Consider the following 24464-nt stretch of genomic DNA (forward strand, 5'->3'; position numbering starts at 1 on the left):
AAGGTGAAGCACGGTGTTGCCGGCAGCGCCGCCGAAGCGGTCGCAAGCGAAGCGAGCGAAACGCCTGCGCCCCAGCCCGCGCCCCAGCCTGCGCCCCATCCTGCGCCCAATCCTGTGATGCGCGGCGAGGCGCCGGTGACCTCCGCCGCCTCCGCGCATCCAGAGCCGGCTTCCGCCGAGCCGAAACCGGACGCCGGAACCGCACCCATGCGCGACCCCGATGCGGCGGACGACCTCACCCGCATCAAGGGCCTCGGCCCCAAGCTGAACGCCGCGCTGGCGGTGCTCGGCATCACCCGTTTCGACCAGATCGCGAATTGGGACGATGCGGAAATCGACCGTGTGGATGCGCAATTGGGCAGGTTTGCCGGCCGGATCCGACGGGACGACTGGGTGGAGCAGGCCCGCCTGCTCTCGGCGGGCGACATGGATGCCTATGAGGATCGTTTCGGCCGCCTGTAATTGCGGCGCAGCGGAAGGAAAAGTGCCGGGCATGGGTTCGGCAGACAGGCAGATGGGAGGCAGCGATGAGTGAAGCGAAGCACGAGGTTCCGGCGGAATGGGCGAAGAATGCCCTGATCGACGGCGAAACCTACCGCCGCAAATATCGCCAGTCGATCGACGATGCCGACGCCTTCTGGCGCGAGGAGGCGCAGCGCATCGACTGGATCAGGCCGTTCGATACCGTGCAGGATACGAGTTTCGAGCAGGACGATCTGCACATTTGCTGGTTTACGGGCGGCACGCTCAATATCGCGGCCAATTGCCTTGACCGGCACCTGGTGGAACGCGGCGAGGATCTGGCGATTATCTGGGAACCCGACGATCCGCAGGACGCGCCCCGCCGCATCACCTATCGGGAACTCTACCGCGAGGTCGGCCGCTTCGCGAACGCGCTGAAGGCGCAAGGGGTGGCGAAAGGCGACCGGGTCGCGATCTATCTGCCCATGGTGCCCGAAGCCGCCGTGGCGATGCTGGCCTGCGCCCGCATCGGCGCGGTGCATTCCATTGTGTTCGCCGGCTTCTCGCCCGAGGCGCTGGCGGGCCGGATCGTGGATTGCGACAGCCGGATCGTCATCACCGCGGATGAAGGTCGCAGGGGCGGCAGGACCATCCCGCTGAAAGCCAATGTCGATGCCGCGCTGGAAAAGACAGAGGCGCAGGGCCATTCCGTGGAATCGGTGATCGTGCTGGCCCATACGGCTGCGAACGTGGATATGGTGGCAGGGCGCGACCTGGACTGGGGCGACGCCTGCGCGCAGCAGCCGGAAGCCTGCCCGGCAGAGGAAATGGCCGCCGAAGACCCGCTCTTTATCCTCTATACCTCGGGTTCCACCGGCAAGCCCAAGGGCGTGCTGCACACCACCGGCGGCTATGCCGTCTGGACAGCCATGACGCATGAATATGTGTTCGATTACCGGCCGGGTGAAGTGTTCTGGTGCGCCGCCGATGTGGGCTGGGTGACCGGCCATTCCTACGTGGTTTACGGTCCCTTGCTGAACGGCGCGACCACGGTGATGTTCGAAGGCGTGCCCAACTGGCCCGATCATTCGCGTTTCTGGCAAATCGTCGACAAATACCAGGTGTCGCAATTCTATGCCGCCCCCACGGCCCTGCGCGCGCTGATGCGCGAAGGCGACGAATATGTCACCCGTACCAGCCGCAGCAGCCTGAAACTGCTCGGTTCGGTGGGCGAACCGATCAATCCGGAAGCGTGGAACTGGTATTACGATGTCGTGGGCGAAGGCCGCTGCCCTATCGTCGATACCTGGTGGCAGACGGAAACCGGCGGGATGATGATCGCGCCCCTGCCCGGCGCCACGGCGACCAAGCCCGGCAGCGCCACCCTGCCGATGTTCGGCGTGCTGCCCGGCATCATGGACGAGAAGGGCAATCTGCAGGAGGGCGCGGCCGAAGGCCCGCTGGTCATCCGGCAAAGCTGGCCGGGGCAGATGCGGACCGTCTATGGCGATCACGAAAGGTTCTACCAGACCTATTTCAGCGCCTATCCGGGATGCTATTTCACCGGCGACGGCTGCCGCCGCGACGAGGATGGCTATTACTGGATTACCGGGCGGATCGACGATGTCATCAACGTCTCCGGCCACCGCATGGGCACGGCGGAGGTGGAAAGCGCCCTCGTCGCCCATGCCGCCGTATCCGAAGCCGCAGTGGTCGGAATGCCGCATGATGTGAAGGGCCAGGGCATCTACGCCTATGTCACCACCACGGCAGGCACCCAGCCTGACGAGGCATTGCGGCAGGACCTGGTGCAATGGGTTCGCAAGGAGATCGGCCCGATTGCCACGCCCGATGTCATCCAGTTCGCCCCCGGCCTGCCGAAGACCCGATCGGGCAAGATCATGCGCCGCATCCTGCGCAAGATAGCGGAGGGCGATGTAAGCAACCTCGGCGATATCTCTACTCTCGCCGATCCCGACGTGGTTGACGACCTGATCGCCAACCGGCCCGCGCCGCCAGAGGCGTGACATTGCTGCGATCGGCGCTCTACCTGCCGGCCAATCGCGCCGGAGCGGTCGCCAAGGCGCGCAACGCCGATTGCGACGCGGTCATCCTCGACCTCGAGGATGCCGTCGCTCCCGATGCGAAAGAGGATGCTCGCAATGCCGCGTTGCAGGCAGCGCGGGAAGGCGGCTTTGGCGAAAGGCTGCTGGTCGTGCGGGTGAACGGCGCGGGAACCCCCTGGCACACCGGCGATCTTGCTGCGCTGGCCCGTCTGGACGCGGGGCTGATCGACGCCGTCCTGCTGCCCAAGGTTTCCGATGCCGCCCTGCTTCGCGATGCGCGCAAGGCGCTGCCTAATGGCATGGCCTTGTGGGCGATGGTCGAAACCTGTGCCGGGTGCATCGCGCTGGATGCGATTGCGGCAGCGGGCAGGCAGGCGGGGCTGACCACGCTTGTCATGGGCACCAACGATCTGGCGCTGGAGATGCGCTGCGGCAGCGATGCGGCGCGCACGCCCATGCTGCCCCTGCTGACAAGGGCAGTGGTCACCGCCCGCGCCCATGGGCTGGCGGTTCTGGACGGCGTGTTCAACGCTCTGGATGACGAGGACGGCCTGTGCCGCGAAAGCAAGCAGGGCGCCTTGCTGGGGTTCGACGGCAAGACGGTCATTCACCCGAAGCAGCTTTGCACCGTGAACGCCGCCTTCGGCCCCTCGCCCGACGAGGTTCAGCAGGCCAGAGGCATCATCGCCGCTTTCGCCCGGCCGGAAAACAGCGGCAAGGGCGTGATCAGCCATGATGGCCGGATGGTGGAACTGCTGCACCTGAGGCAGGCCGAACAGACCGTAGCGATGCAGGAGGCGATCGAACGGCGGGCCGCACCCGGTGCCAGCCGGGCAGACTGACGCGCCAGCCCCTTGCCCGCCCCGCGCAATGCTGCGAAAGCTGGCAGCGACATAGGAGCAGATATATGGCCGGAATGGCACAATTCGCCTGGGACGATCCCTTCGATCTCGACGATCAGCTGACCGAGGACGAACGCATGATCCGCGATGCGGCGCGCGGTTTCGCGCAGGGCGAATTGCAGCCCCGCGTGATCGACGCCTATCGCGACGAGGTCGACGCGCCCGAACTGTTCCCGCTGATGGGCAAGGCGGGCCTGCTGGGCGCGACCGTGCCCGACGTCTATGGCGGCGCTGGTGCCAGCTATGTCGCCTATGGCCTGATTGCGCGCGAGATCGAGCGGGTGGATTCGGGCTACCGGTCGATGGCGTCGGTGCAGTCCAGCCTCGTGATGTATCCCATCCAGGCCTATGGTTCGGAAGAACAACGCCGCAAATATCTGCCCGCGCTTGCCAGCGGCAAAAGCATCGGCTGCTTCGGCCTGACCGAACCCGATGCAGGCTCCGATCCCGGCGGAATGCGGACGATCGCCCGGCAGGACGGCGACGGTTATGTGCTTAACGGCACCAAGACCTGGATTTCCAACGCGCCTTTCGCCGATGTCTTCGTCGTCTGGGCGAAGAGCGAGGCGCATGGCGGCAAGATCCGCGGCTTCGTGCTGGACAAGGGCATGGCGGGCCTGTCCGCGCCGAAGATCGGGGGCAAGCTGTCGCTGCGCGCCTCCACCACCGGCATGATCGTGATGGAGGATGTGAAGGTCGGGGCCGACGCGCTGCTGCCGGACGTCGATGGGCTGAAAGGCCCGTTCGGCTGCCTCAACCGCGCGCGTTACGGGATCAGCTGGGGCGCGATGGGCGCGGCGGAATTCTGTTTCCACGCGGCGCGCCAATACGGGCTGGACCGCGAACAATTCGGCGTTCCGCTGGCCTCCAAGCAGCTGTTCCAGCTTAAACTGGCGGACATGATGAGCGATATCGCGCTGGGGCTGCAGGCCTCGCTGCGCGTCGGGCGGCTGATGGACGAAGGCAAGTTCGCGCCCGAGATGATCTCCATCGTCAAGCGCAACAATGTCGGCAAGGCGCTCGACATCGCGCGCATGGCGCGGGACATGCATGGAGGCAACGGCATCTCGGAGGAATATCAGGTCATTCGCCACATGGTGAACCTGGAGACGGTCAACACCTATGAAGGCACGCATGACGTGCATGCCCTGATCCTCGGGCGGGCGATCACCGGTATTCCGGCGTTTTGAAGAGACTGGTTGAAGGAGCGGCGACATGAAACTGGCATCCCTGGCGAATGGAACGCGTGACGGCCGGCTGGTGGTCGTGTCGAAGGACATCACCCGTTATTGCGCGGCGGACAACATTGCGCCGACGCTGCAACACGCGCTCGACCATTGGGACCAGGTGGCGCCGCGCCTTGCCGCGCTGTACACCGATGTCGAACATGAGGCGGTGCCCTGCGAGAGGTTCCACGAACGCGAGGCGCTCTCACCCCTCCCCCGCGCCTATCAATGGGCCGACGGCAGCGCCTATATCAACCATGTCGAACTGGTCCGCCGCGCCCGTAATGCCGAAATGCCGGACAGTTTCTATCGCGATCCGCTGATGTATCAGGGCATGTCGGACGGTTTCCTGCCGCCGCGCGGGGCGATCCCGCTGGGCGATCCGGCATGGGGCTGCGACATGGAGGGCGAGATCGCCTGCATCACCGACGACGTGCCGCCCGGCACCTCGGCAGAAGATGCAGCCGGCCATATCAAGCTGCTGATGTTGTGCAACGATGTCTCGCTGCGCGGCCTCATCCCCGAAGAACTGGGCAAGGGGTTCGGCTTCTTCCAGTCCAAACCGGCAAGCGCCTTCAGCCCCGTGGCTGTCACGCCGGACGAGCTGGGCGAGGCATGGCAGGACAATCTCATCCATCTGCCGCTGATCGTGGATTACAATGGCGAACCTTTCGGCCGCGCCGAAGCGGGTCAGGACGCCACCTTTTCCCTGGCACGGCTGGTTTCCCACGCCGCGCGGACGCGGAAGCTCGGCGCGGGCACGATCATCGGGTCGGGCACCGTGTCGAACAAGGGTGCCGATGGCGGCCCGGGCAAGCCGGTGAGCGAGGGCGGCAGGGGTTACAGCTGCATCGCCGAAATCCGCATGATCGAAACTATCAGGGACGGCAGCCCCAAGACCCGGTTCATGCAGCCCGGCGACGCGGTCAGGATCGAGATGCGCGATGCCGACGGCCATTCGATCTTCGGCGCGATCGAACAGGTGGTAGAAGCGGTCTGACCTGTTCGCCTTCTTCCCCTTCCACCGTCGCAGCTCTTTATAAACAAAGATAAATCGGGAACTGCGGGCGGGTTTCTGCGTCCTTCGGGTTCAAGGAGAAGAACCCTGCTGGACCTGATGAACAGAGACGCGAATGCGGCGCAGCGCCTGGGCGATGCCTTTCGCGAATTTATCCGTGACAATACATTTCCCTGCGTCGGCGCGAAGAGCGCCCTGGCGCGGGACACTCTGGATGTGATGGTCTGCCACGATCTGACCAGCGCCTGGGACGATCTGCGGATCCACCGCCGCCTGCTCGACTGGTCGCGGGCTTACCGGGAGGACAAGTCCGGCCTGCGCAGCCTCGTCGCGATCTTCAACCAGCCTTCCTCCCTGTCCGAAGTGCAGTTCGAACGCGCCATGTGGACGCGGATCCAGTCGCTTGCCGACAAGGATCACTGGCTGCAGCAACCCTATGACGAGGATGTGAGCCCCGATCCCGAAGACCCGCATTTCTCGCTCAGCTTCGGGGGCGAAGCCTATTTCGTCGTCGGCCTGCATCCCTCCGCATCGCGCCCTGCCCGCCGGTTCGAGAAACCGGCACTTGTTTTCAACCTGCACGACCAGTTCGAGGATCTGCGCGAGAACGGGCGCTACGAACGGATGCGCGAAGCCATTCTGGAACGTGACAAGGCGCTGGCCGGCACCGTCAATCCGATGCTGCGCCGCCACGGTGAAGCCAGCGAAGCCGCACAATATAGCGGGCGGCAGGTGGACGAGAACTGGTCCTGTCCCTTTTCCGACAAGAGAAACGACGCTTCATGAATGTCATTCCCCCGCGTAGCGGCACCGCGTTCCGGCTGGATGCAGGGCAGACCCTGCGCGTCACCGATCCCGGCGGAACGCAGGTGGCCGATCTGCTGGCCTATTCGGCTGATGACGTCGGCGAAGTCATCAGCAATGGCCGCACCTTCGATTACGAGGAAACGATTGCGCTCACCACGGGCCATGTTCTCTATTCCAACCGCTCGAACCCGATGCTGGAGATCACCCACGACACCGTCGGCAGGCACGATTTCCTGCTGACGCCCTGCAGCAAGGCGACTTTCCGGCATTTCTACCCGGACAAGCCTGTCCACCGCGGCTGCTTCGGCAATCTGGCCGAAGCGCTCGCGCCGTTCGGCATAGGCGAGGACGCCATTCCAACCGCCTTCAACGTGTTCATGAATGTCCCCGTCGCACAGGATGGCTCGCTGCAGGTCCTGCCGCCGCCGAGCCGGGCGGGCGATCACATCGACCTGCTTGCGCGCATGGATTGCATCATCGGCCTGACGGCATGTTCGGCCTACGCCTCCAACGGCGGCGATTTCGGCCCGATCGGCTACGAGATCGATCCCGCGTGAGATCGGGCGCGAAATGTCTCGCGCCCGCTCGCCATGAAAGACACGGCCGGCGTTCCTGCCGCATCGTCTGATTGCCTGCCGGGGAGATTGCATCTAGACCTTGCGTCTGCACTCTGCAGCTTGATGGGGCCAGATGACAATCGCAACGCAGGAATTTCCGCTTACCGGCAGGTTCCTCATGGGCCGGCTGCGCCAGGCATTGACCCACCGGGAGGCTGGCGTGGTAGAAAGCCTCATCACCAGAACGGAACATGTGGAGGACGGACGGGTCCTGCTGCGGCGTGGCACCACCGTCGAACACAGCACGATCCTGATCGAGGGATATATCCTGCGCACCATGCAGGGAAGCGACAAGCGTCACATCCTCGCCACGCATGTGCCGGGCGATTTCATCGACATGCACGCTTTTGCACTCAAGCGGCTCGATCACGATATCACTGCGCTCGGCCCTGCGCTTGTCGGATATGCGCGGCACGAAGATCTGCGGATCATGATGGAGCAGGAGCCCCACCTTGCGCGGCTGTTCTGGTTTTCCACCCTGCTCGACGCTGCGATTCACCGAACGTGGATCTTGAAGATGGGCGAATTGCGCGTGGATCAGCGCATCGCCCATTTCATCTGCGAAATGTGGGCCAAACTGGATATGGTCGGCCTCGCGCGGGCGGACGGCTTCAACTCTCCGTTACGGCAGTCCGACCTTGCCGAGATTACCGGCAGCACGCCCATCCACGTCAACCGGATGTTGCGCGACCTGCGCGAAGCGGCGCTCGTAGAATTCCGCCGGGGCCGGGTCCACTGCCGGGATCGCGGACGCCTCGTCCAGTTTGCGCGATTCGACCCGTCTTACCTTTATGGGGCGGGCGATCTGGCAATGCATGACCAGCTTTCGGTGACGGCGATCAGCTAGGCATCGCGCGGCGATTCAGCCGAAGGTGAAATGGTTACGCCCGCTGTCTGCGGCCGCCGGTGCTCCGGCCTGAGGCCGACGCGTCCATGATGTTGAACATCGCGATCGGGAAACAACTGTACAGATCGCTGAAACCCACGTCTTTAATCCCGCCCCCGCGATGGCAAGAGCCTGCCGAACCGCGCCCAAAACCGCAGGGCTGCGTGAAAGATCGGCGTGTTGCAGAACCGATGCCTTCTTTGCCGCGACCGATGCGCGAAAGATTATCCAGCGAACCCGGAAAACCTGAAGCTTCCCGCGACGGGATGATCGGGGTGGTTCATCGCGCCATTATCCGGCCGCACATGCGCGGCTGTAACAAAGCGGTTCGATCATGCATGATCAACCGGCAATCGGCTCCAGCAGCCGGATGGTGCCGCTGGTCGCATCCATCTCCACCGCTGCGCCGGAGGGCAGGCTCAATTGCCCTTCGACATGGCCGATATTCGCATTGGTGAAGGCCGGTATACCGAGCGGCACGAGATATTGGCGGAGAATATCGGTAAGCGTAAAGCCGCCGTCATCACCGCCGCAACGCGTGCACTGGCCGAATACGACTCCCGACACCCGTGGCAATATGCCGGAGAGGGCAAGCTGGCTCAGCATTCTGTCGACACGGTATACAGCCTCGCCCACATCTTCGAGAAACAGCACGGCGCCGCCGAAATCAGGGAGCCAGGAGGTGCCGGCAAGCGCACTGAGAACGGAAAGGTTACCGCCGAGCAGCCGCCCCTGCACCGTGCCGCTGCGTATCGTCACGATCTGCTGCGCGCCCGGATAGTCGCCATTGCCCAGCACGGGGGTGGCGCCGGCGAATGCCAGCCGCCACAGGCTGTCCCAGCTCGGCGCAGGCCATGTATTGGCCCCGTTCGGGCCATGGATGGTGGCGTAACCGGCATATCTTGCAAAGGCGAGGTGCAGCGCGGTGATGTCGCTGAAGCCGATCAGCAGCTTGGGATTGCTGCGGATCACATCCCAGTCGAGCAGCGAAAGAATACGGGCGCTGCCCCATCCCCCGCGCATGGCGAAGACCGCCTTTATGTCCGGGTCGGCGAACATGGCGTTCAGATCGGCGGCGCGCTGGCGGTCGGTTCCGGCAAGATAGCCGAAGCGCGCGTCCAGATTGGCCGCGCGGACCGGCACCAGGCCCATTCCGCGGATCGTGTGCTCCACATTCTCGACCCGGTTCTCCCGGTCGGAGAAGCTGGCCGGCCGCACCAGTCCTACCCTGTCGCCGGGCCGCAGACGCGGCGGTTTGTCGCCATGCCCGAACGTCACCGATGCGTTCAGGCCAGCGGGCCATGCCATGGCCGCCGCCCATCCGCCGGTGCTCGCCAATATCTGCCTGCGGTTCAGCATGGCCGCAACCCGCCGCACGGTGCCGCGCCACGGGCTGCGTTCGCTTCAGCTAATGCGCTCAATTCCCGTGCGCTCAGTTCCCTGTCTTGGCATTCGCTTCGTCATAATGCGCGCCGAGGAACCAGGCATCCTTGTCGATGCCGCGGCTGACTTCGGTGAACAGGTCGGACGTGTCCATGTCTCCGGCATCCTCGGCCTTCTCGATGGATTCGCGCAAATGCTTGCCGAAGGCCACGAACCGCGCCGTCAACGCTTCGACATGGTCCTTCTGGAACTTGATATCGGCGGGATAGGGCTCCAGCTTGCTGCCCTTGTCGACCGCCTGCACGGTTCCGGGCGTGTGGCCGCCCAGGATGATCGCACGTTCGGCAATCATGTCGGTGCGCTCGCGCATTCGTTCGGCAATGGTGTCGAGCAATTCGTGCAGGCCGATGAAGCTCGGGCCGCGAATGGTCCAGTGCGCCTGCTTCACGGCCAGCGACAGGTCGATGCTGTCGGTGAGCCGGTCGTTGAGCAGCTTAATCGAATTTTCGCGGGCCTTGTCATCGAGGCCGGCAACATAAATCTGTTCCATGAGATATCCTGTTCCTGAAATTAATCGCCCTCGCCGTTCGTGACGGAAGACTCTGCAAACTGAACGGGCGGCACGAGGCAGAGTTCCGGAACCCGGACGTCCGATTGTGACGTCGCTTTTCAATACCAGGCCGAGGCACCGCATCGGCCGGACGCGCCGCTGACACAGACCCTGTGAAGAGCCCGACGCGAGCACTGATCTGCCGCAGCGGCATGCAGGTGCCCATCAAATGCCTGTCGAGGTTGCAGCATCCCCCCCGCTCTGGCAAACGGCGGCCTTGCAGGCCGAATGGGCAGGCGCGGAGGAAACATGCGGCAAATCACCATCGTCATGCCTCCGGAAGAGGCCGAACGCGTAACTGCCGAAAGCGAGAGGCACGATATCGCCGTCCTTGCAGAACTGGATGCCCGGCGGGCCGGCATGCGGCAGACGATGCTCATCTGCAATTCCCCCAATGCGCGGATCGAGGGGTTCCTGTCCGCGCTGGAGGATGTCGAAGGGCTGCACATCTCCTTCGCGCCGCAAGGCATCCTGGCGCTGCGCCCGCCTGCCGACGAAGCCGAAAAGCAGGTCACCGACGTCCAGTTCCGCAGTCCGCTGGAGGTGTTCCTGTCCGGCCTGCAAAGCATCGGATCATGGACGGGGTTCCTGTCCTATGCCGCCGTAGGGGCGATCATCGTCTGGATCGGGCTTTATACTGAATCCATCTTCCTGCTGGTCGCGGCCATGCTGATCGCCCCCTTCGCCGGCCCGGCCATGACGCTGGCGCTGGCAACGGCGCGGGGCGATGCCCATCTGATGCGGCAATCGCTGCTGCGCTATGTCGCGGCGCTGGCGACCGCTGTCGCCGTCGCTGCCCTTCTCAGCTTCCTGTTTGGTCAGACGATCGCGACGCCCCTGATGACATCCGCCAGCATGCGGTCGACGGTCTCGGTGCTGCTTCCGCTTGCCGCGGGGGCCGCAGGCGCGCTCAACCTCGTGCAGTCGGAGCGAAGCAGCCTCGTCAGCGGGGCGGCGACGGGCATGCTGGTCGCGGCGGCGCTCGCCCCGCCTGCGGGGCTGATCGGCATGGGGCTGGTAATCGACCAGATGGACATGGTGCTTTCGAGCCTGTGGGCGCTCGCCATCCAGATCGTGGGGATCAACCTGTCCGGCTTCGTGGTTTTCCGGCTTTGCGGCATCGATGCAAGCGGCGCCCGCTATCCTCGGGGCAAGCCGTTCCTGACCGTTCTGGCCACCGCGCTCAGCCTGGCCGCCCTGGCCGCACTGTTGTTCGTGCAGTTTTCCAGCACGCCGGAATATCAGCAATCCTCCATCGCACAGCGGATCAGCGCGGTGGTTCAGGAAGATATCGAACAGCGGGACGGCATTGGCCTGGTCATGGTGCAATCGACCTTTACCAGAAGCCGGCCACAGGGTGAAAATCCGGTGTGGATCACCGTGCATGTCGAGGCCGAAATGTCCGATGCCGAAAAGGATGCCCTGACGCGGCAACTGGATGCCCGCGTGGAACGGAAGTTCGGGGTGGAGGCGCTGGTGCAACTGAGCGCCGCTTCCTGATCCATCACTGATGCCGGCTGTCGATCGGCAGCACCCTTGTCCAGCCGCTCACCTGCGCCTTGGCACACGTCAGTCTGCGAAACCTGCAAAAGGTTAAGCCGCTCTTCCGGCTGGAACTTTTCCGCAATGCCGCGCCTTTAGACGGCATACAGGAAAGGAATTGCATGATGGTAACATCAACGACAGGATCTACACATGGCAGCAGCGGCGCGGAAGTCCGCCAGGAACTGAAGGGCGACGCGCAGAAGCTGAAGAACACGGCCGAGGAACAGGGCGAGGCCAAGGCCCGCGAAGGCAAGGAGCAGGTCGCAAGAACCGCGCATTCCGCTTCCTCTGCCATCGATGCCGCCGCCGACAAGCTGCGGAGCGATGACGATGCGCCCGCGTGGCTGGCGTCGGCATTCTCCAGCGCAGCGCGCGAGATAGACGATCTTGCCAGCCGCCTGCAGGACAAATCGCCTCGCGACATTGCCCGGGAAACCAACCGGTTCGGCCGCGAAAACCCGACTGCGTTCCTGGCAGCTTCCGCCGCGATCGGATTCGCCGCAGCGCGTTTCCTGCGTGCCGGTGCCGAATATCACGAAGGTTACGACGTGGGCAGCAGCGGCAGCGGCGGCAACGCACGCAGTTTCCGCAGCGACGGCACCGCGACGGGCCGCGATTATTCGACTTTCGCTCCGCAGCCGCCTGCTGTGAACGAGCCGGTCCTGACGCGTGACATCCAGACGGACAATAATGGGAGGGCACTGTGAAGGAACCTGCAGTCAGAGCTCCGGCAGATCACCCGGATGACAAGACCATCGTGCGCCCCGCGGCAGGAGCACCCCCGGCGCGTGATGACGAGAACATCGTCGATCTGATCGGTCATCTCACATCGCAGAGCGCCCATCTGGCGCAGCAGCAGATCAGTCTGGTGCAGGCCGAAATGCGCGAAGCCGTAAATGATCTGAAGACCGCCATGGGCGCCATGGCCGGAGCGGCGGTGCTCGGTATTTCCGGTCTTGGCGTCACCCTGATGGGCATTGCCTATCTGCTTGGCGAGGCGATCGACAATCTCGGCCTGGCGACCCTCCTTGTCGGCATCGCTGTCCTGATCATTGCCGGCATTCTCTATGCTTCGGGCAAGAAGAAGATGGAGCACACCGACATCAAGCCAGAGCGCAGCATCGAAACCGCAGAACGGACGCCCGATGCGGCGACCGGCAACCTCACGAATTCCGGAGTAACACGATGACTCAGACAGACACACGCGATCCAGACGAAATCGAAATGGAAATCCGCCGTACGCAAAATGACATGAGCCGCACGGTCGACCGTATCGGCGACCAGATGACGCCGCGCAACATGTTGAATTCGCTCCTCGACAAGGCGGACGAGAACGGCGTCGATGCCCGCTACCTGCTTGATGGTGCCCGCCGCAATCCGCTGGCACTCGGCCTGGTCTCGGCCGGTGCCATCTGGCTGGTCAGCGATTACGATGCGAGGCCTTCGGCTTTCACGTCGGACGGCAGCGACGATACCGGTTACGATCCTCAGTATGATTACGATCCCGATCACCGGGGCTACATCGATCATATGTCGCGTGTCGAACGCCTGCCCGACGATGACGAGGTGACCTATCAGCGCCGCCGCGACGAGGCACGCGGGACCTATCTGATGATCGAGCGCGGTCATGACGAGGATCACACCGACTATCGCAAGCGGCTGGACGAGGCGACCGACCGGATGCGGCAGAAGCGCGACAGTTTCGCCGACAGTGCCCGCGAAACGCGCCACAATGCCGCCTTGCAGGGCAAGAAGGCCGTTCGCAAGACCCGCGATGCCTATCAGGACAATCCGCTGATCGGCGGTCTGATCGCCGCCGTCGTCGGCGCCGTCGCAGGTTCGGCCATTCCCGTGTCGCGCACGGAACGCGAACAGCTTGGCCCCATCGGCTCCGATGCGATCGACCAGGCCGAGGCGAAAGCCCGCCAGGTCGGCGAGCAGGCGCTCGACAAGAAGGACGAGCTGGTCGAGAAAGCCGACCGCAAGATGTCGGAACAGGGCAGCCAGAGCGGCTCGAAGTCCTGATTGCCGCAATCAGTGCCGATTACGAGAGGGGCCGCGCATGTCGCGGCCCTTTTCAATCATGCCCGCATATCCTGTGAGGCCAGAATCGGCCTTTCCCCTTCTGCATGGCACCGGAACATCGGCTGTACGGATGACGGTGCACCGGGCAGCCGGCTTCGGCCATTCCGGTTCACGGCGAAAGAACATCCTTCTTCAGCCCTGCCGCCAGCAGCCGCCAGGCGGCAGCTGTAGTCATTTCGGCGAATGTGCCGATGGCCAGTCCCGCGGCGACGTCGGTCGGATAATGCGCGCAGCGGGGGATCTGCGCGGCAGCGACGAGGGTGGCGGCAGCAAGAGCGAGGGGCCTGTATTCCGGAAATTCGGCGGAGAACGCACGCGCTGCCGCGATCGCGCCGGCACTGTGGCCAGACGGAAAGCTGGATTTTTCCTTGCTCATGTCATGACCGGTGCGGGGTTCCTGATCTCCGTCGCTTTCCGCGCTGCGCGGCCGCAGCCGTATCACGCGGTGCTTGACGAGTGATTTGGCCCAGGTTGCCGTTTCATGGGCGACGAACATCCTAATCCCCGCACGAACCAGCCGTGGCTCCCCACGCCACAGGCCGAATGCCAGCACCCCGCCGGCAACCATGCGCATCTGCGGCTGATCGCCCAATTCGCTGAACCAGGACAATACCTTCACCGGCGCGGTATGGCGATAGGGAAGGACTGCTTTCCTGACGCGGCGGTCGATCCGCAGCAGGGGTCTTGCAGCGTCGCCGGGGTGATCGTGGTCATGCATGAAAGGTCCAACGCCGGCGGGCTGGTGTTGTGCCCTGCGCGTGAGTTGACCGCGAAGGATGCGGGCGGCTGATTTTCCGGAACGAAAGGCGCATCATGCCGGTTGATGAGGTAAATAATTGGAGAATATGATGATTGGCAAGATTGTAGGAGCAATTGTCGGTAAGAACGTCGCGAAGAATGTGCGCGGCGTAGGCGGAACGACCGGCGCGCTGCTGGGCGCAGGTGCACCTTTCCTGCTGCGCCGGATGGGTCCGCTCGGCCTGGCTGCTGCCGCTGTCGGTGGGTACGCTCTCAAGCGGATGAACCGCCGAAAGCCATGAAGGGCCGCAGATCATGATCTGCCGGGCTTCTGCAATGTAGAAGGGCAGGATCAATTGTCATGCACATCATGCACGATCCTGCCAGTCCTGCTGCCTTTGCAAACCCGCTCCCCTGGCCCTGCCCGAAGTGCGATATCTGCAATGCTCGTCGCTACGAGCCCGTCGGACCGCTACAAGCCACTCGGGAATGTCTCGGCCGCGCCATGGTGCGGTTCGCCCGAGGTCAGTGGTTTCAGCGCCCTGGTTTCGTCGAACCAGCAATAGGCATCGAACTGGCGTGACGATGCGGCTTCGCTGTAATGGCTCCATCGTTCGGTCTCGGGCCGATAGATGACACCGATGAACCGTTGGAGCAGCGGTTCGGACAGCCGGACGGCGAGTGCCTCGTCCGCGTTCATGTCCAGCAGGAAGCGTTCGACCCCGCTGTCGTGGCAAATCCGTTCGAAGCTGTCGCGGCGCGAGGGCTTGACCACCTTCGTCTCGCGCTCGCCGTCCCAGTCGCTCGCTGCACTGACGGTTCCGGCGTGCGTGCCGAAGCCGATCAGCGCGACATCCTCGCCCCACCGTTCCCGCGCCAGCTGGCCTATATTGTGTTCACCGCGCAATTTACCCATTTCCGCCGCGCGCGCATCGCCGATGTGGCTGTTATGCGCCCACACCACGGCCTTCGCATTTCTGCCGCCCCGTTCCAGAAGATGTTCCAGCGTTTCCACCATGTGACTGTCGCGCAGGTTCCAGCTTGCGGCACCGCCCTGATACATGATGCGGTAGTATCGTTCGGCGGAAGCGACCAGCCGCGCGTTCATGGCGGCGGAGAATGACCCGCCATCTTTCGCCAGAGAATCGTTCAGCAAATCCTGGCATTGTTCCAGAACCGCCTGTTCGCATTCGGCGAATCCCTTGTGGATGGACGCGCGGCCATAGGTTGCGGGATCGGCCTGCCAGGGGGTGAGGCATCCGTACCGTTCCCGCGCGAGTGCCGCTGCTTCCCGGTCGTGCTCGTCCAGATAGGCGAGCACAGCCTCGATCGAACCCGAAAGATTATAGATGTCAAGGCCGTAGAAGCCGACCTGATCTTCCGGGTCTCGATCTTCGTTCAACGCGCGCAGATCGCGCAGGAACCCTGGCATGACCTCATTGCGCCACATCCATGTCGGGAAGCGCCGGAAGGGTGGCGGTGCGCCTGCGCGCTGCTTCTTCCCGCGGATGAACCTGTCATAGGCCGCGGCGTCGGGCCAGTCCCCTTCCACGGCGATGATGGTGAAGCCGTGTTCTTCCACCAGCCGCTGCGATATGGCCGCCCTCGCCGCGTAGAATTCATGAGTTCCGTGGCTGCATTCTCCCAGCATCACCACCTTCCGGTCGGCGAAACGGTCGAACGCATCTGCAAAATGCGGGCTGCCGATCACAGGGAGCGGATCGCAGGCTGCGGCGATCGCCTGCGGAAGGGCAAGTTCCTGCACATCGCCGTGCCCCGCCGCTGGCAGCGTTCCATTTTCGGGGACAGTTCCAGCGATCAGCGGCACGAAACGGACCGGTGCGATCGCGTGGCTGGTCCACTCCTCCTCGCCCGAACGGATGATGCATTCCAGTTCCTGCATATCCTCCCCTCCGACCGGGACGATCAGGCGGCCGCCCACTTTCAATTGCCGCTTCAGGGCGTCTGGCACCGCATGGACGCGGGCGGCGACCAGAATGGCATCGAAAGGGGCTTCCCGCGGCAGGCCGTGCATGCCGTCACCAGTAATGATCGTGCAATTGTCATAGCCCAGACGGCCGATCCTCTCGCGGGCTTGCCGCGCCAGGATCTCGTGGCGTTCGATGGCGAAGACGCGGCCTGCGATGCGCGACATGATGGCGGCGGCGTAACCCGATCCCGCACCCACTTCCAGAACCCTGTCGCCATATTCCAGGCCGGCGGCATCGATCATGCAGGCGACGATGAAAGGCTGGCTGATAGTCTGTTCCTCGCCGATGGGCAGCGGCCCGTCGTCATAAGCGGAAGCCGCCAGTGCGGGGCTCATGAACTGCTCGCGCGGAACCTCGCGGAAAGCGGACAGGATGGCGGGATCGACAATGTCGCGGGCGGCGATCTGCCGCTGCACCATCATCCGACGTTCCCTCGCTCTGTTCTGTGCCACCCTTCCACCTCCAGCTGGCGCCGCATCACGTGTTGTTCCAACCATCGAAGGCCGCCTTGTTTCCAGATGTCGCGTGGGCGCTCATCCAAACCGCCGGCGCTGCTGACGCGCGTTCCGCGGCGGATGAACCTTCGCGCCGCTCACGCATTGATGGCAGGAATGATGCGCATGACCATATTGCCCCTCGTGCTTCTGCTGGCCGCTTGCGACCAGGAGCAGGCGGAACCTGGCCCGGCGGTTCAGACGGCAACGCTCACCGGCCTCTATCAGGCAGCGGGGCAGGACCGGGCGCGGTCTCGCCTGTGCATTCTCGCCCCGGATCCCGGTAACGCTGCTTTCGGGCTCGTCGTGCAGAATGCCGGCGCCAGTTGCAGCGGCGCGGGCGAGGCCGATCGGAACGGCAATTCGCTGCGCCTGACCATGGCCGGGGCCGAACCCTGCACCATCTTGGCGTCGATCGACGGAACGCGGATCACCTTTCCGCCCGACCTTCCGGCAGCTTGCGCCTATTACTGCGGCCCCGGCGGCGATCTGGCCGGGGTGACCCTCAATAAAACCGGCGGCAGCACTGCGGATGCGATGCGCGCCCTCGACCCCGCAGGCGATCCGCTCTGCGGCTGACCGCCACGGAGCGGGAGAAATCCATCGGCGATCAGGCGTAACCGCGATTGCAGGGCGACGTGGCACCCCGCCCGTCCGCACCCCATTTGCGGAAGCCATTGCTGTCGACGTGGAAGCGCGATCCGCTGTAGAATCCCAGCCCGGTGCTGTAGTCTGCACCCTTCCGGCCATGCGCGGAACACAGCCGCGAGATCATGTCGCCCCGCGCGATCCCTTCGACGGGCACGAGATCCATGGCGAAGAACATGCGGTGGGCCGAACCCGGCCTGCCGTTAGAACAACGGTTCAGCGCATCGTTACGAAAACCCGAAAGCGCCTCTACCTTGCCGATGGCCGGCATGACTTCGCCTTTGACGAAGCCGAGGGTCTGGACGATGTTGCCCCATTGCGAGACGGGAGCGACCTCAAAAGGGTCGGCACTGCATTGCTGCCACGATGACGAGGTGCGGACAAGCTGCCAGATCGGCACCACGTCCTGCACGCGCTGCGCGGTCAGGAACTTGCGGAACGAACGCACCTTGCCCGGATTTTCAGGCTTCTGAGCAAGCCAGGCAAGATAGTCCGCCTTTGACTGGCCGGGTGCGATACTCTGGGCATGGACGCCTGCCGGAACAAGCGTGGCGAGCGCCGCAGAAGCGGCAATAAGAGTTTTCCTGACGATTGGCGATCCCCTGAACATGAATACGGACGTGGCGCGTGAGGCGCAAATAACATGCTGTTTTCACTACTCTATCCTGGCTTAATATGTCCTGAACTCGCGCAGGGCGCGCACCATTGGCGAACAGCGGACGGGCGTCGTTCCGCCGGTGACCTTGACGTTTCCCGCGCTGTGGAGAGCTATGCCGCGATAAGCCGGAAGCGCGCAGAAACGCCGCTTTCCGACAATTGCGCGGCCCCGGCGGTAAGGGAAATTTAACTACGAACCGATAGATGCATCCGGTGACACCGGAGGCCGCCTTGGCACGTATTCTGATAGCCGACGACGACATCATCCTGACCGAGATGCTGCGCTTCCGCCTCGAGGGTGAGCGGCATCAGGTCGTGTGTGCGGCCGATGGAATGGCGGCGCTGGAAGCGACGCGCACGCAGGATATCGATCTGGTCGTACTCGATTCGATGATGCCGATCGTCGGCGGGCCCGAAGTGCTTGCCCAGATGAAGGCAAACCCCGCAACGGCGAAGATTCCGGTGGTCATGCTCACCGCGCGCAGGAGCGAGAGCGATGTCATCGCCGCGCTGAAGGGCGGTGTAGACGAATATCTCACCAAGCCCTTCATTCCGCAGGAACTGCTGCTGCGCATTTCCAACCTGCTGGCAAGGGTGGGCCGATGAACCCCAGGCTGGCCGCCCTGCTTGCGGCGCTGCTTCTGGCCCAGCCTGCCCTGGCGCAGCCTGCTCTGGTGCAATCGCGCGGTGAGGAGCGCGAGGCGGCGCAGGAAGCCTATGGCGCGGGATATTTCGCAGAAGCGGAGGCCATTCTCCGGCGATTGCTGGAGAAGGCGCCCGCCGATGCGGATCTTCTGCGGCGGCTCGCGAATGTGCAGGCGGCACAGGGCGATCTTGCCGGTGCACAGGAAACCATCGACCGCGCGCTGGCGCTGGCGCCCGCAGATCTCGATGTGCAACTGGCCCGCGCGAATATCCTTGCCTGGCGCGGCCGGACCGGCGATGCCCGGGCGCAGGCCGATGCCATAGCTCTGGCGCAGCCCGACTATCCCGGCCTGGCAGACGCGCAGAATTTCATCGCGCGGCAGCAACAGGCCCGGTCCATCCGGCTCTTCTCGGCGGGTATCGGTGCAGGAATCTCGCGGGTCGAGTTCCCCGGCGGTTCGGGCGACACATGGACGATGGCCAGCGGCGCAATTGCCGCATCGCTGACCCCTGCCGTGCGGGCGGTTCTGGAGGTCGAGCATGAACGGCGGGCGCTGTCCGACACGCGCCTCGCCCTGCGCGCGGACATGCTCAGGCAAACCAGCGGATCCCTCTTCATCAGCGGGAGCGTCACCCCCAGCCCCGATTTCCGCGAAAGCTGGAGTGTGGGCGTCGGGGGCGAGGAAGCGCTGGGTACGCAAAGCACGCTGCTGCTGGACGGGCGCTATGCCGCCTATCGGGGCGATGACGTATTCGTGGCACGGCTCGGCGTACGGCAGACGCTGGGCAAATCACTGGCGTTGAGTGCGCGCACGATCAACCTGTTCAGGCGCTGATAGCCGGCTTCGATCTCGAACCGAGCGAGCGCGAGCAGATCGCCGTGCTCCAGAAGACGAGAGTACTGCAAACCTATCGTTCGCGCCGCTTCCCCAATTTGCTGGTGGTGACAAGGAGAACGGCCGCAAGGCGGACGCCGTCAACACGGGCATCGGCTTCGCACGCACCCCGCTGGTCTGCGTGATCGATGCCGATTCCATCCTCGAACCCGACGGCCTGCTGCGCGCGGCCGAACCCTATATGCATGACGATGGGCGGCTGGTGGCCGTCGGCGGCACGATCCGCATCGCCAATGGCTGCACTATCGAAGGCGGGTCGCTCCGCGAGATCGCGGTCACGCGGGAATGGGTGCCACGGTTCCAGATCGTGGAATATCTGCGCGCCTTCCTGACGGCGCGCGTGGCCAATGCCAGCTTCGGCACGCTGCTGCTGATCTCCGGCGCATTCGGAATGTTTCGCCGATCCGCTCTGCTGGAGATCGGCGGATACCGGCACGATACGGTGGGCGAGGACCTGGAGGTCGTCGTGCGGCTGCACCGCTACATGCGCGAACAGAAGCGCGACTATGCGGTCGATTTCGTCCCGGACATCGTGTGCTGGACAGAAGCCCCGGCGAATCTGGCAGGATTGCGCAATCAGCGGGCGCGCTGGCAGCAGGGCGCGCTGGAAACGCTCGTGGCGCATCGCAGGATGATCGGCAATCCGCGCTACGGGCGGGTGGGGATGATAGGAATGCCGCAGCTGGTGCTCGAAGACGTGATCGGAGCGCCTGCGGAACTCCTCGGTTACATCGTCGTGCCTGCCGCGGCCCTGCTCGGCGTGCTCGAGCCGCCGGTGGCGCTTGCCTTCCTGTGTCTTACCGTTCTGTTCGGCACCGCGCTCAGCTTCGGCTCGCTGGCGCTGGAGGAAGTGCAGTTGCGCCGCACGCCCACCGCACGCGATCTGGCCCGGATCGGTGCCGCAGCCTTCGCTGAAAATTTCGGGTTCCGCCAGGTCAACCTCGTCTACAGGCTGCGCGGCATCCGCAGCTTCCTGCGCAAGGAAACCGCCTGGGCGGCGGTTCCGCGCGTAGGTTTTGCGAAAGCATAGGCTGGTGGTTCGCGGAGCCGATCCCGTAGCCCCGAACGCCGTCAGGCGCGGCAGGGCCTGCAGCATGATCGGCATTCTGGCGCTGGCGACGCTATTCGCGCTGTTCGGCCATGTGCTGATCGACCTGACGATCGACAGCGGCCGCTTCGCCGCATTCTGGATCGGCAATGCCGTCGTCATCGGCCTGTTGCTGCGCCGTGATCCGGTCTGCCAGCTGCAGGCGATCCTTGCCTGCTTCGGCGGCAATATCGTGCTCAACCTGTCGTTCGGCGACACCGCGGTGCAGGCCTTCGCGCTCGCTCTGGCTAATCTGCTGGAGATCGCAATGTCGATCCTGGCCCTGCAGCGGCTTTTCGGGCGTGAGGAGCGGTTCGACGGGCTGCGGCATCTCGGCGCGGTTGCGCTGGTGTCGGGCGTTGTCCCGATCGGCCCCGCCCTCCTTTCGGCGTCCATCGTCGGCATCTACGGTGATGCGGCAATCTTCCCCCATTTCGGCCAGTGGCTGGCGGCGCATTGCATGCCGATCGCCATTCTGACTCCGCTCGTCCTGATCGCTCGCGACCCTTTCGCGCGTCCGGCGAAACCGGACCGTGACCTGGCATGGCGCTGGGGCAGCGTCATGCTGGCGCTGGCGATCGTGCTGCCCCTCATCTTCTATCAGAAAACCTATCCGTTCCTGTTCCTCGCGGCGCCGGTCGTGATCTTCGCGGCCTTTCGGACCGGGCGGCTGGGCACTGCGCTGACGGTGACAGTCCTTGCCTGTGTGGCATCGGTCGCGACATTTCAGGAGTTCGGCCCGATTTCGCTGGTCAGGGGCGGACCCCGCGAACAGATCGTCGCCTTGCAGGCATTTCTCGCATCATGCATCGCCATCGGCCTGCCGGTGGCCACGATCCTCGGCAACCGCGACGAATTGCGCGCCGAACTTGAAAGCAGCCGCGATCTGATCGCCTCCATCGTCGACGGGATCAGCGAAATCGTGTTCAAGGTCGATGGCGACTGGCGCTGGACCTATCTCAACAGACGCTGGGAACAGGCGACCGGCGCCGCGCTTGAAAGCGGGATCGGCGAGATCGCCTTTGCCCGCGTCCTCGAAGCGGACCGCCCGATCCTGACCGCTTGGCAGCGCGCCGTGGAAAATGGCGACCGCCCCGAACCGGTAGTGGTACGCTCGCTTCTCGCACATGATGCGATCCGCTACATCGAGATCGCCATAGAGCCGCAATTCGGCGCTGCGGGTCACTTCGACGGCGGGGTAGGAACCCTGACCGATGTCACCGAGCAAATCCGGCAATCGCACGCGCTGAAGGAGAGCGAAGTCCGCTTCCGCTGCCTTTCCGAAGCATCGCCGGTCGGCATCTTCCAGGCCGACGCCGCCGGGCAGTTGGTCTATGTAAACCAGCAGTGGAAAGCGCTCGCCGGTCTCGAAGATGGCCAGTGGGAGCAAGGTCGCTGGGCTGCAGCGCTTCATCCAGGCGATGCGAAGCGCCTTCGCGCCGACTGGCGGCCGGAGATGGTGGCTGAAAAAGGTGCCGACGATGAAATTCGCTGGCTCCGCAAGGACGGCTCCATTTCCTGGGGGCATGTCGTGTTCCGCCCCGTGCGCGGACCCGACGACCAGATAAATGGATATGTGGGCGTCGTCAGCGACGTGACCGCGCGCAAGGATGCACTGGCCGAACTTGCGCGGCGCGAGGAACAGCTTGCCCTGCTGGCGAACAATGCGACCGATGCGGTGGTCAGGCTGGGACTGGATGGAACCTGCCTGTATGCGTCGCCTTCCGCGCGCGATGTCTTCGGCGTTCCCGCGAAGATGCTGGTTGGCAAACAGCTGATCGCCGGTTTCCACGAGGACGACCGGGAGCGGGTGCGCGGCAGTTTCGCCCGCCTGAGCCAAGGCGAGATCGAGCGTATCCAGCTGTCGTTCCGCTCGCGAAATCACCTGAAGCCGGACAGGTTCGACTGGCTGGAAGCGAGTTGCGGGCTGCTGCGCGATCCCGTGACCGGCGCCCCCGACGAAATCATCGCTTCGCTGCGCAACGTCAACGAAACCAAGCGCCTCGAAGCGCAGCTCGTCCAGGCGAAGAATGCGGCGGAAAGCGCGGCCGAGGCGAAATCCGCATTCCTCGCCAATATGAGCCATGAGATCCGGACGCCGATGAACGGAGTGATCGGATTTACCGAACTGGCCCTCGCCGGCCCGCTTGAAGACGATCAACGGCAGAACCTCGAAATTATTGCCGATTCCGGGCGCGCGATGCTGCGGCTGCTCAACGATCTTCTCGATCTGGCCAAGATCGATTCCGGGCAGATGACGATTACGCGTGAGCCGACCGATCTGCGTCACAAGCTGAACGGTACGCTGCGGTTGATGGAGCCGGTTGCGCTGCAGAAGTCCCTGTCGCTGGGGCTGCATGTTGGCGATGCCGTACCGCAATGGGTTCTGTCCGACCCGATGCGACTGCGGCAGATCGTCCTGAACCTCGTCGGAAATGCCCTGAAATTCACCGAGAGCGGGTCCGTCGATGTCGGCGTTGCGATGGCCGGCACATCGCAGCTTGCCATCACGGTTCGGGACACCGGCATCGGCATCGCGCCCGATCGCTTGAATCACGTTTTCGACAAGTTCACCTAGGCAGATGAAAGCATCGCGCGCCGGTTCGGCGGCACCGGCCTCGGCCTGCCGATCAGTGCCGAACTTGCGGAAATGATGGGAGGGTCGCTGCAGGTTTCGAGCAGGGAGGGTGAAGGGTCCACCTTCACGCTGACGCTGCCATTCGAGAAATGCGCCGCACCCGAAGCCGTCGACACCCCCGCGGAACCCCAGCCAGGCGACTTTCCCGGCGCGCCGCGGCGCATCCTGGTCGCGGAGGACAATCCGATAAACCAGAAGCTGACGCTGGCCATGCTGGGCAAGGCAGGATGTGTGGCAGATCTGACGGCGGATGGTGAGGCGGCAATCGCCATGGTGGACCGCGCCTTTGGCAGCGGCAGACCTTACGACCTCGTCCTCATGGACCTGCAGATGCCGAAACTGGACGGACTGAGTGCCACCAGGCGCTTGCGGGCGGCGGGGTATGACGAGAAGCGATTGCCGATCGTCGCGCTCACCGCGAATGCCTTTTCCGACGATATCGCAGAATGCCATGCCGCGGGAATGCAGGGCCACCTTGCCAAGCCGATGCGAATGCGGGAGCTTGTCGCCGCATTGCAGCGGTGGGCAGTTGGCACTCCGTCGCCGGAAGACGATTACGAACAGGAAACCAACCCGGAACTGATCCGCATGTTTGCCGAGCGCAAGGAGAACGCCCTCACTGCGGTCGAGGCGGCGCTGAGCGAAAGGGATTTCAGCCAGGCGCGCCGCTTGGACATCGCAGCGATGCTCCACCAGATTGCCGGAGTCGCAGCCTATTTCGGCGATCCCGATCTTGGCGAAGCGGCAAGCGGGCTGGAACACGCGCTGAAAGACGCAACCAACGGCATTAACGCCGCCGGTCTGCTCGAAGATCTGCGGCAGCGACTGGCGGCGTGACGCACAAGGGCGGAGAGCCGCGCGCGGGGCTCACCCGCTGGCACATTACACAGGCCGGGGGCTGCACAAGCGGAGGGGGTGCTGCATAGCTGCGCTGGAAACGGCGGGGCATTCGTGACGCCAGGCTGAAGAGCCGTGGATCTGTTCTTGCATAGTGGCTCATCCCTCGCGAAAAGCGGTGCTGTTCGCGAATTCGAGGAGATGTTCCAGATGCGCCAGATACCGA

Annotated in this window: 22 protein-coding genes and 1 pseudogene; 17 read left to right on the plus strand and 6 right to left on the minus strand. The window is 64.1% G+C overall.

Annotated elements, in window-relative coordinates; genetic code table 11:
- From HG250_RS12850 to HG250_RS12240, 8 genes are all read left to right on the plus strand, one after another.
- Positions 1-462: hypothetical protein (locus tag HG250_RS12850; RefSeq protein ID WP_205763633.1), on the plus strand; the 462-nt coding region annotated here is incomplete at its 5' end.
- Positions 463-527: 65 nt separating this feature from the next.
- On the plus strand, positions 528-2489 hold the full coding sequence (gene acs, locus HG250_RS12210; RefSeq protein ID WP_170005620.1) for an acetate--CoA ligase: 1962 nt from the start codon (positions 528-530) through the stop codon (positions 2487-2489).
- Complete coding sequence (locus tag HG250_RS12215; RefSeq protein ID WP_170005621.1) at positions 2486-3370, plus strand: aldolase/citrate lyase family protein; 885 nt, start codon at positions 2486-2488, stop codon at positions 3368-3370. Before acs ends, HG250_RS12215 begins: the two co-directional genes overlap by 4 nt.
- A gap of 65 nt (positions 3371-3435) precedes the next feature.
- Positions 3436-4620 carry an acyl-CoA dehydrogenase gene (locus HG250_RS12220; RefSeq protein ID WP_170005622.1) on the plus strand — a complete coding sequence of 395 codons (1185 nt, stop codon included), beginning with the start codon at positions 3436-3438 and terminating at the stop codon, positions 4618-4620.
- Positions 4621-4645: 25 nt separating this feature from the next.
- Positions 4646-5656, plus strand: a complete 1011-nt coding sequence (locus HG250_RS12225) for a fumarylacetoacetate hydrolase family protein (protein WP_170005623.1) — start codon at positions 4646-4648, stop codon at positions 5654-5656.
- A gap of 117 nt (positions 5657-5773) precedes the next feature.
- Complete coding sequence (gntA, locus tag HG250_RS12230) at positions 5774-6460, plus strand: guanitoxin biosynthesis heme-dependent pre-guanitoxin N-hydroxylase GntA (protein WP_170005624.1); 687 nt, start codon at positions 5774-5776, stop codon at positions 6458-6460.
- Positions 6457-7038 (plus strand): DUF1989 domain-containing protein, encoded by a 582-nt coding sequence (locus HG250_RS12235; protein WP_170005625.1) that lies wholly within the window; start codon positions 6457-6459, stop codon positions 7036-7038. The genes gntA and HG250_RS12235 overlap by 4 nt, the downstream gene beginning before the upstream one ends.
- 133 nt (positions 7039-7171) lie before the next feature.
- The gene (locus tag HG250_RS12240; protein WP_170005626.1) at positions 7172-7945 is read left to right on the plus strand and encodes a Crp/Fnr family transcriptional regulator; all 774 of its coding nucleotides are present in this window, start codon (positions 7172-7174) and stop codon (positions 7943-7945) included.
- A gap of 381 nt (positions 7946-8326) precedes the next feature.
- Here HG250_RS12240 and HG250_RS12245 read toward each other — a convergent pair whose 3' ends face one another.
- Complete coding sequence (locus tag HG250_RS12245) at positions 8327-9343, minus strand: S66 peptidase family protein (RefSeq protein ID WP_170005627.1); 1017 nt, start codon at positions 9341-9343, stop codon at positions 8327-8329.
- 73 nt (positions 9344-9416) lie between these two features.
- Positions 9417-9917 (minus strand): DNA starvation/stationary phase protection protein Dps, encoded by a 501-nt coding sequence (gene dps / locus HG250_RS12250; protein ID WP_170005628.1) that lies wholly within the window; start codon positions 9915-9917, stop codon positions 9417-9419.
- 309 nt (positions 9918-10226) lie between these two features.
- Between dps and HG250_RS12255 the strand changes: the two genes are divergently transcribed.
- From HG250_RS12255 to HG250_RS12270, 4 genes are all read left to right on the plus strand, one after another.
- On the plus strand, positions 10227-11477 hold the full coding sequence (locus HG250_RS12255) for a DUF389 domain-containing protein (protein ID WP_170005629.1): 1251 nt from the start codon (positions 10227-10229) through the stop codon (positions 11475-11477).
- A gap of 164 nt (positions 11478-11641) precedes the next feature.
- Positions 11642-12229, plus strand: a complete 588-nt coding sequence (locus HG250_RS12260) for a hypothetical protein (RefSeq protein WP_170005630.1) — start codon at positions 11642-11644, stop codon at positions 12227-12229.
- Positions 12226-12711: a phage holin family protein gene (locus HG250_RS12265; RefSeq protein WP_170005631.1), complete on the plus strand. Its 486-nt coding sequence runs from the start codon at positions 12226-12228 to the stop codon at positions 12709-12711. The genes HG250_RS12260 and HG250_RS12265 overlap by 4 nt, the downstream gene beginning before the upstream one ends.
- Positions 12708-13547, plus strand: a complete 840-nt coding sequence (locus HG250_RS12270) for a DUF3618 domain-containing protein (protein WP_170005632.1) — start codon at positions 12708-12710, stop codon at positions 13545-13547. Before HG250_RS12265 ends, HG250_RS12270 begins: the two co-directional genes overlap by 4 nt.
- A gap of 169 nt (positions 13548-13716) precedes the next feature.
- Here the strand turns inward: HG250_RS12270 and HG250_RS12275 are convergent, their stop codons facing one another.
- From HG250_RS12275 to HG250_RS12285, 3 genes are all read right to left on the minus strand, one after another.
- On the minus strand, positions 13717-14325 hold the full coding sequence (locus HG250_RS12275; RefSeq protein WP_170005633.1) for a phosphatase PAP2 family protein: 609 nt from the start codon (positions 14323-14325) through the stop codon (positions 13717-13719).
- Complete coding sequence (locus HG250_RS12280) at positions 14318-14701, minus strand: hypothetical protein (RefSeq protein WP_170005634.1); 384 nt, start codon at positions 14699-14701, stop codon at positions 14318-14320. Before HG250_RS12280 ends, HG250_RS12275 begins: the two co-directional genes overlap by 8 nt.
- A 116-nt stretch (positions 14702-14817) precedes the next feature.
- Entirely contained in the window at positions 14818-16788 is a 1971-nt protein-coding gene (locus HG250_RS12285; RefSeq protein WP_338103918.1) for a protein-L-isoaspartate(D-aspartate) O-methyltransferase, read from the minus strand.
- Positions 16789-16956: 168 nt separating this feature from the next.
- On the opposite strand from HG250_RS12285, the gene HG250_RS12290 reads away from it, so the two are divergent.
- Complete coding sequence (locus HG250_RS12290; protein ID WP_170005636.1) at positions 16957-17409, plus strand: hypothetical protein; 453 nt, start codon at positions 16957-16959, stop codon at positions 17407-17409.
- 31 nt (positions 17410-17440) lie between these two features.
- Here the strand turns inward: HG250_RS12290 and HG250_RS12295 are convergent, their stop codons facing one another.
- Entirely contained in the window at positions 17441-18088 is a 648-nt protein-coding gene (locus HG250_RS12295) for a hypothetical protein (RefSeq protein ID WP_170005637.1), read from the minus strand.
- Between the two features lie 278 nt (positions 18089-18366).
- Between HG250_RS12295 and HG250_RS12300 the strand changes: the two genes are divergently transcribed.
- The 4 genes and pseudogenes from HG250_RS12300 (at position 18367) to HG250_RS12315 (ending at position 24238) form a co-directional block, all read left to right on the plus strand.
- The gene (locus HG250_RS12300) at positions 18367-18741 is read left to right on the plus strand and encodes a response regulator transcription factor (RefSeq protein WP_240957116.1); all 375 of its coding nucleotides are present in this window, start codon (positions 18367-18369) and stop codon (positions 18739-18741) included.
- The gene (locus HG250_RS12305) at positions 18738-19616 is read left to right on the plus strand and encodes a tetratricopeptide repeat protein (protein WP_170005639.1); all 879 of its coding nucleotides are present in this window, start codon (positions 18738-18740) and stop codon (positions 19614-19616) included. Before HG250_RS12300 ends, HG250_RS12305 begins: the two co-directional genes overlap by 4 nt.
- Positions 19585-20706, plus strand: coding sequence for a glycosyltransferase family 2 protein (locus HG250_RS12310; protein WP_338103919.1), 1122 nt, complete (start codon positions 19585-19587; stop codon positions 20704-20706). The genes HG250_RS12305 and HG250_RS12310 overlap by 32 nt, the downstream gene beginning before the upstream one ends.
- Before the next feature lie 64 nt (positions 20707-20770).
- A pseudogene (locus HG250_RS12315) lies at positions 20771-24238 on the plus strand (PAS domain S-box protein).
- Positions 24239-24464: the final 226 nt, after the last annotated feature.

It is taken from the genome of Pseudopontixanthobacter vadosimaris, assembly GCF_012979275.1.
In the GTDB taxonomy this organism is placed as follows: domain Bacteria; phylum Pseudomonadota; class Alphaproteobacteria; order Sphingomonadales; family Sphingomonadaceae; genus Pseudopontixanthobacter; species Pseudopontixanthobacter vadosimaris.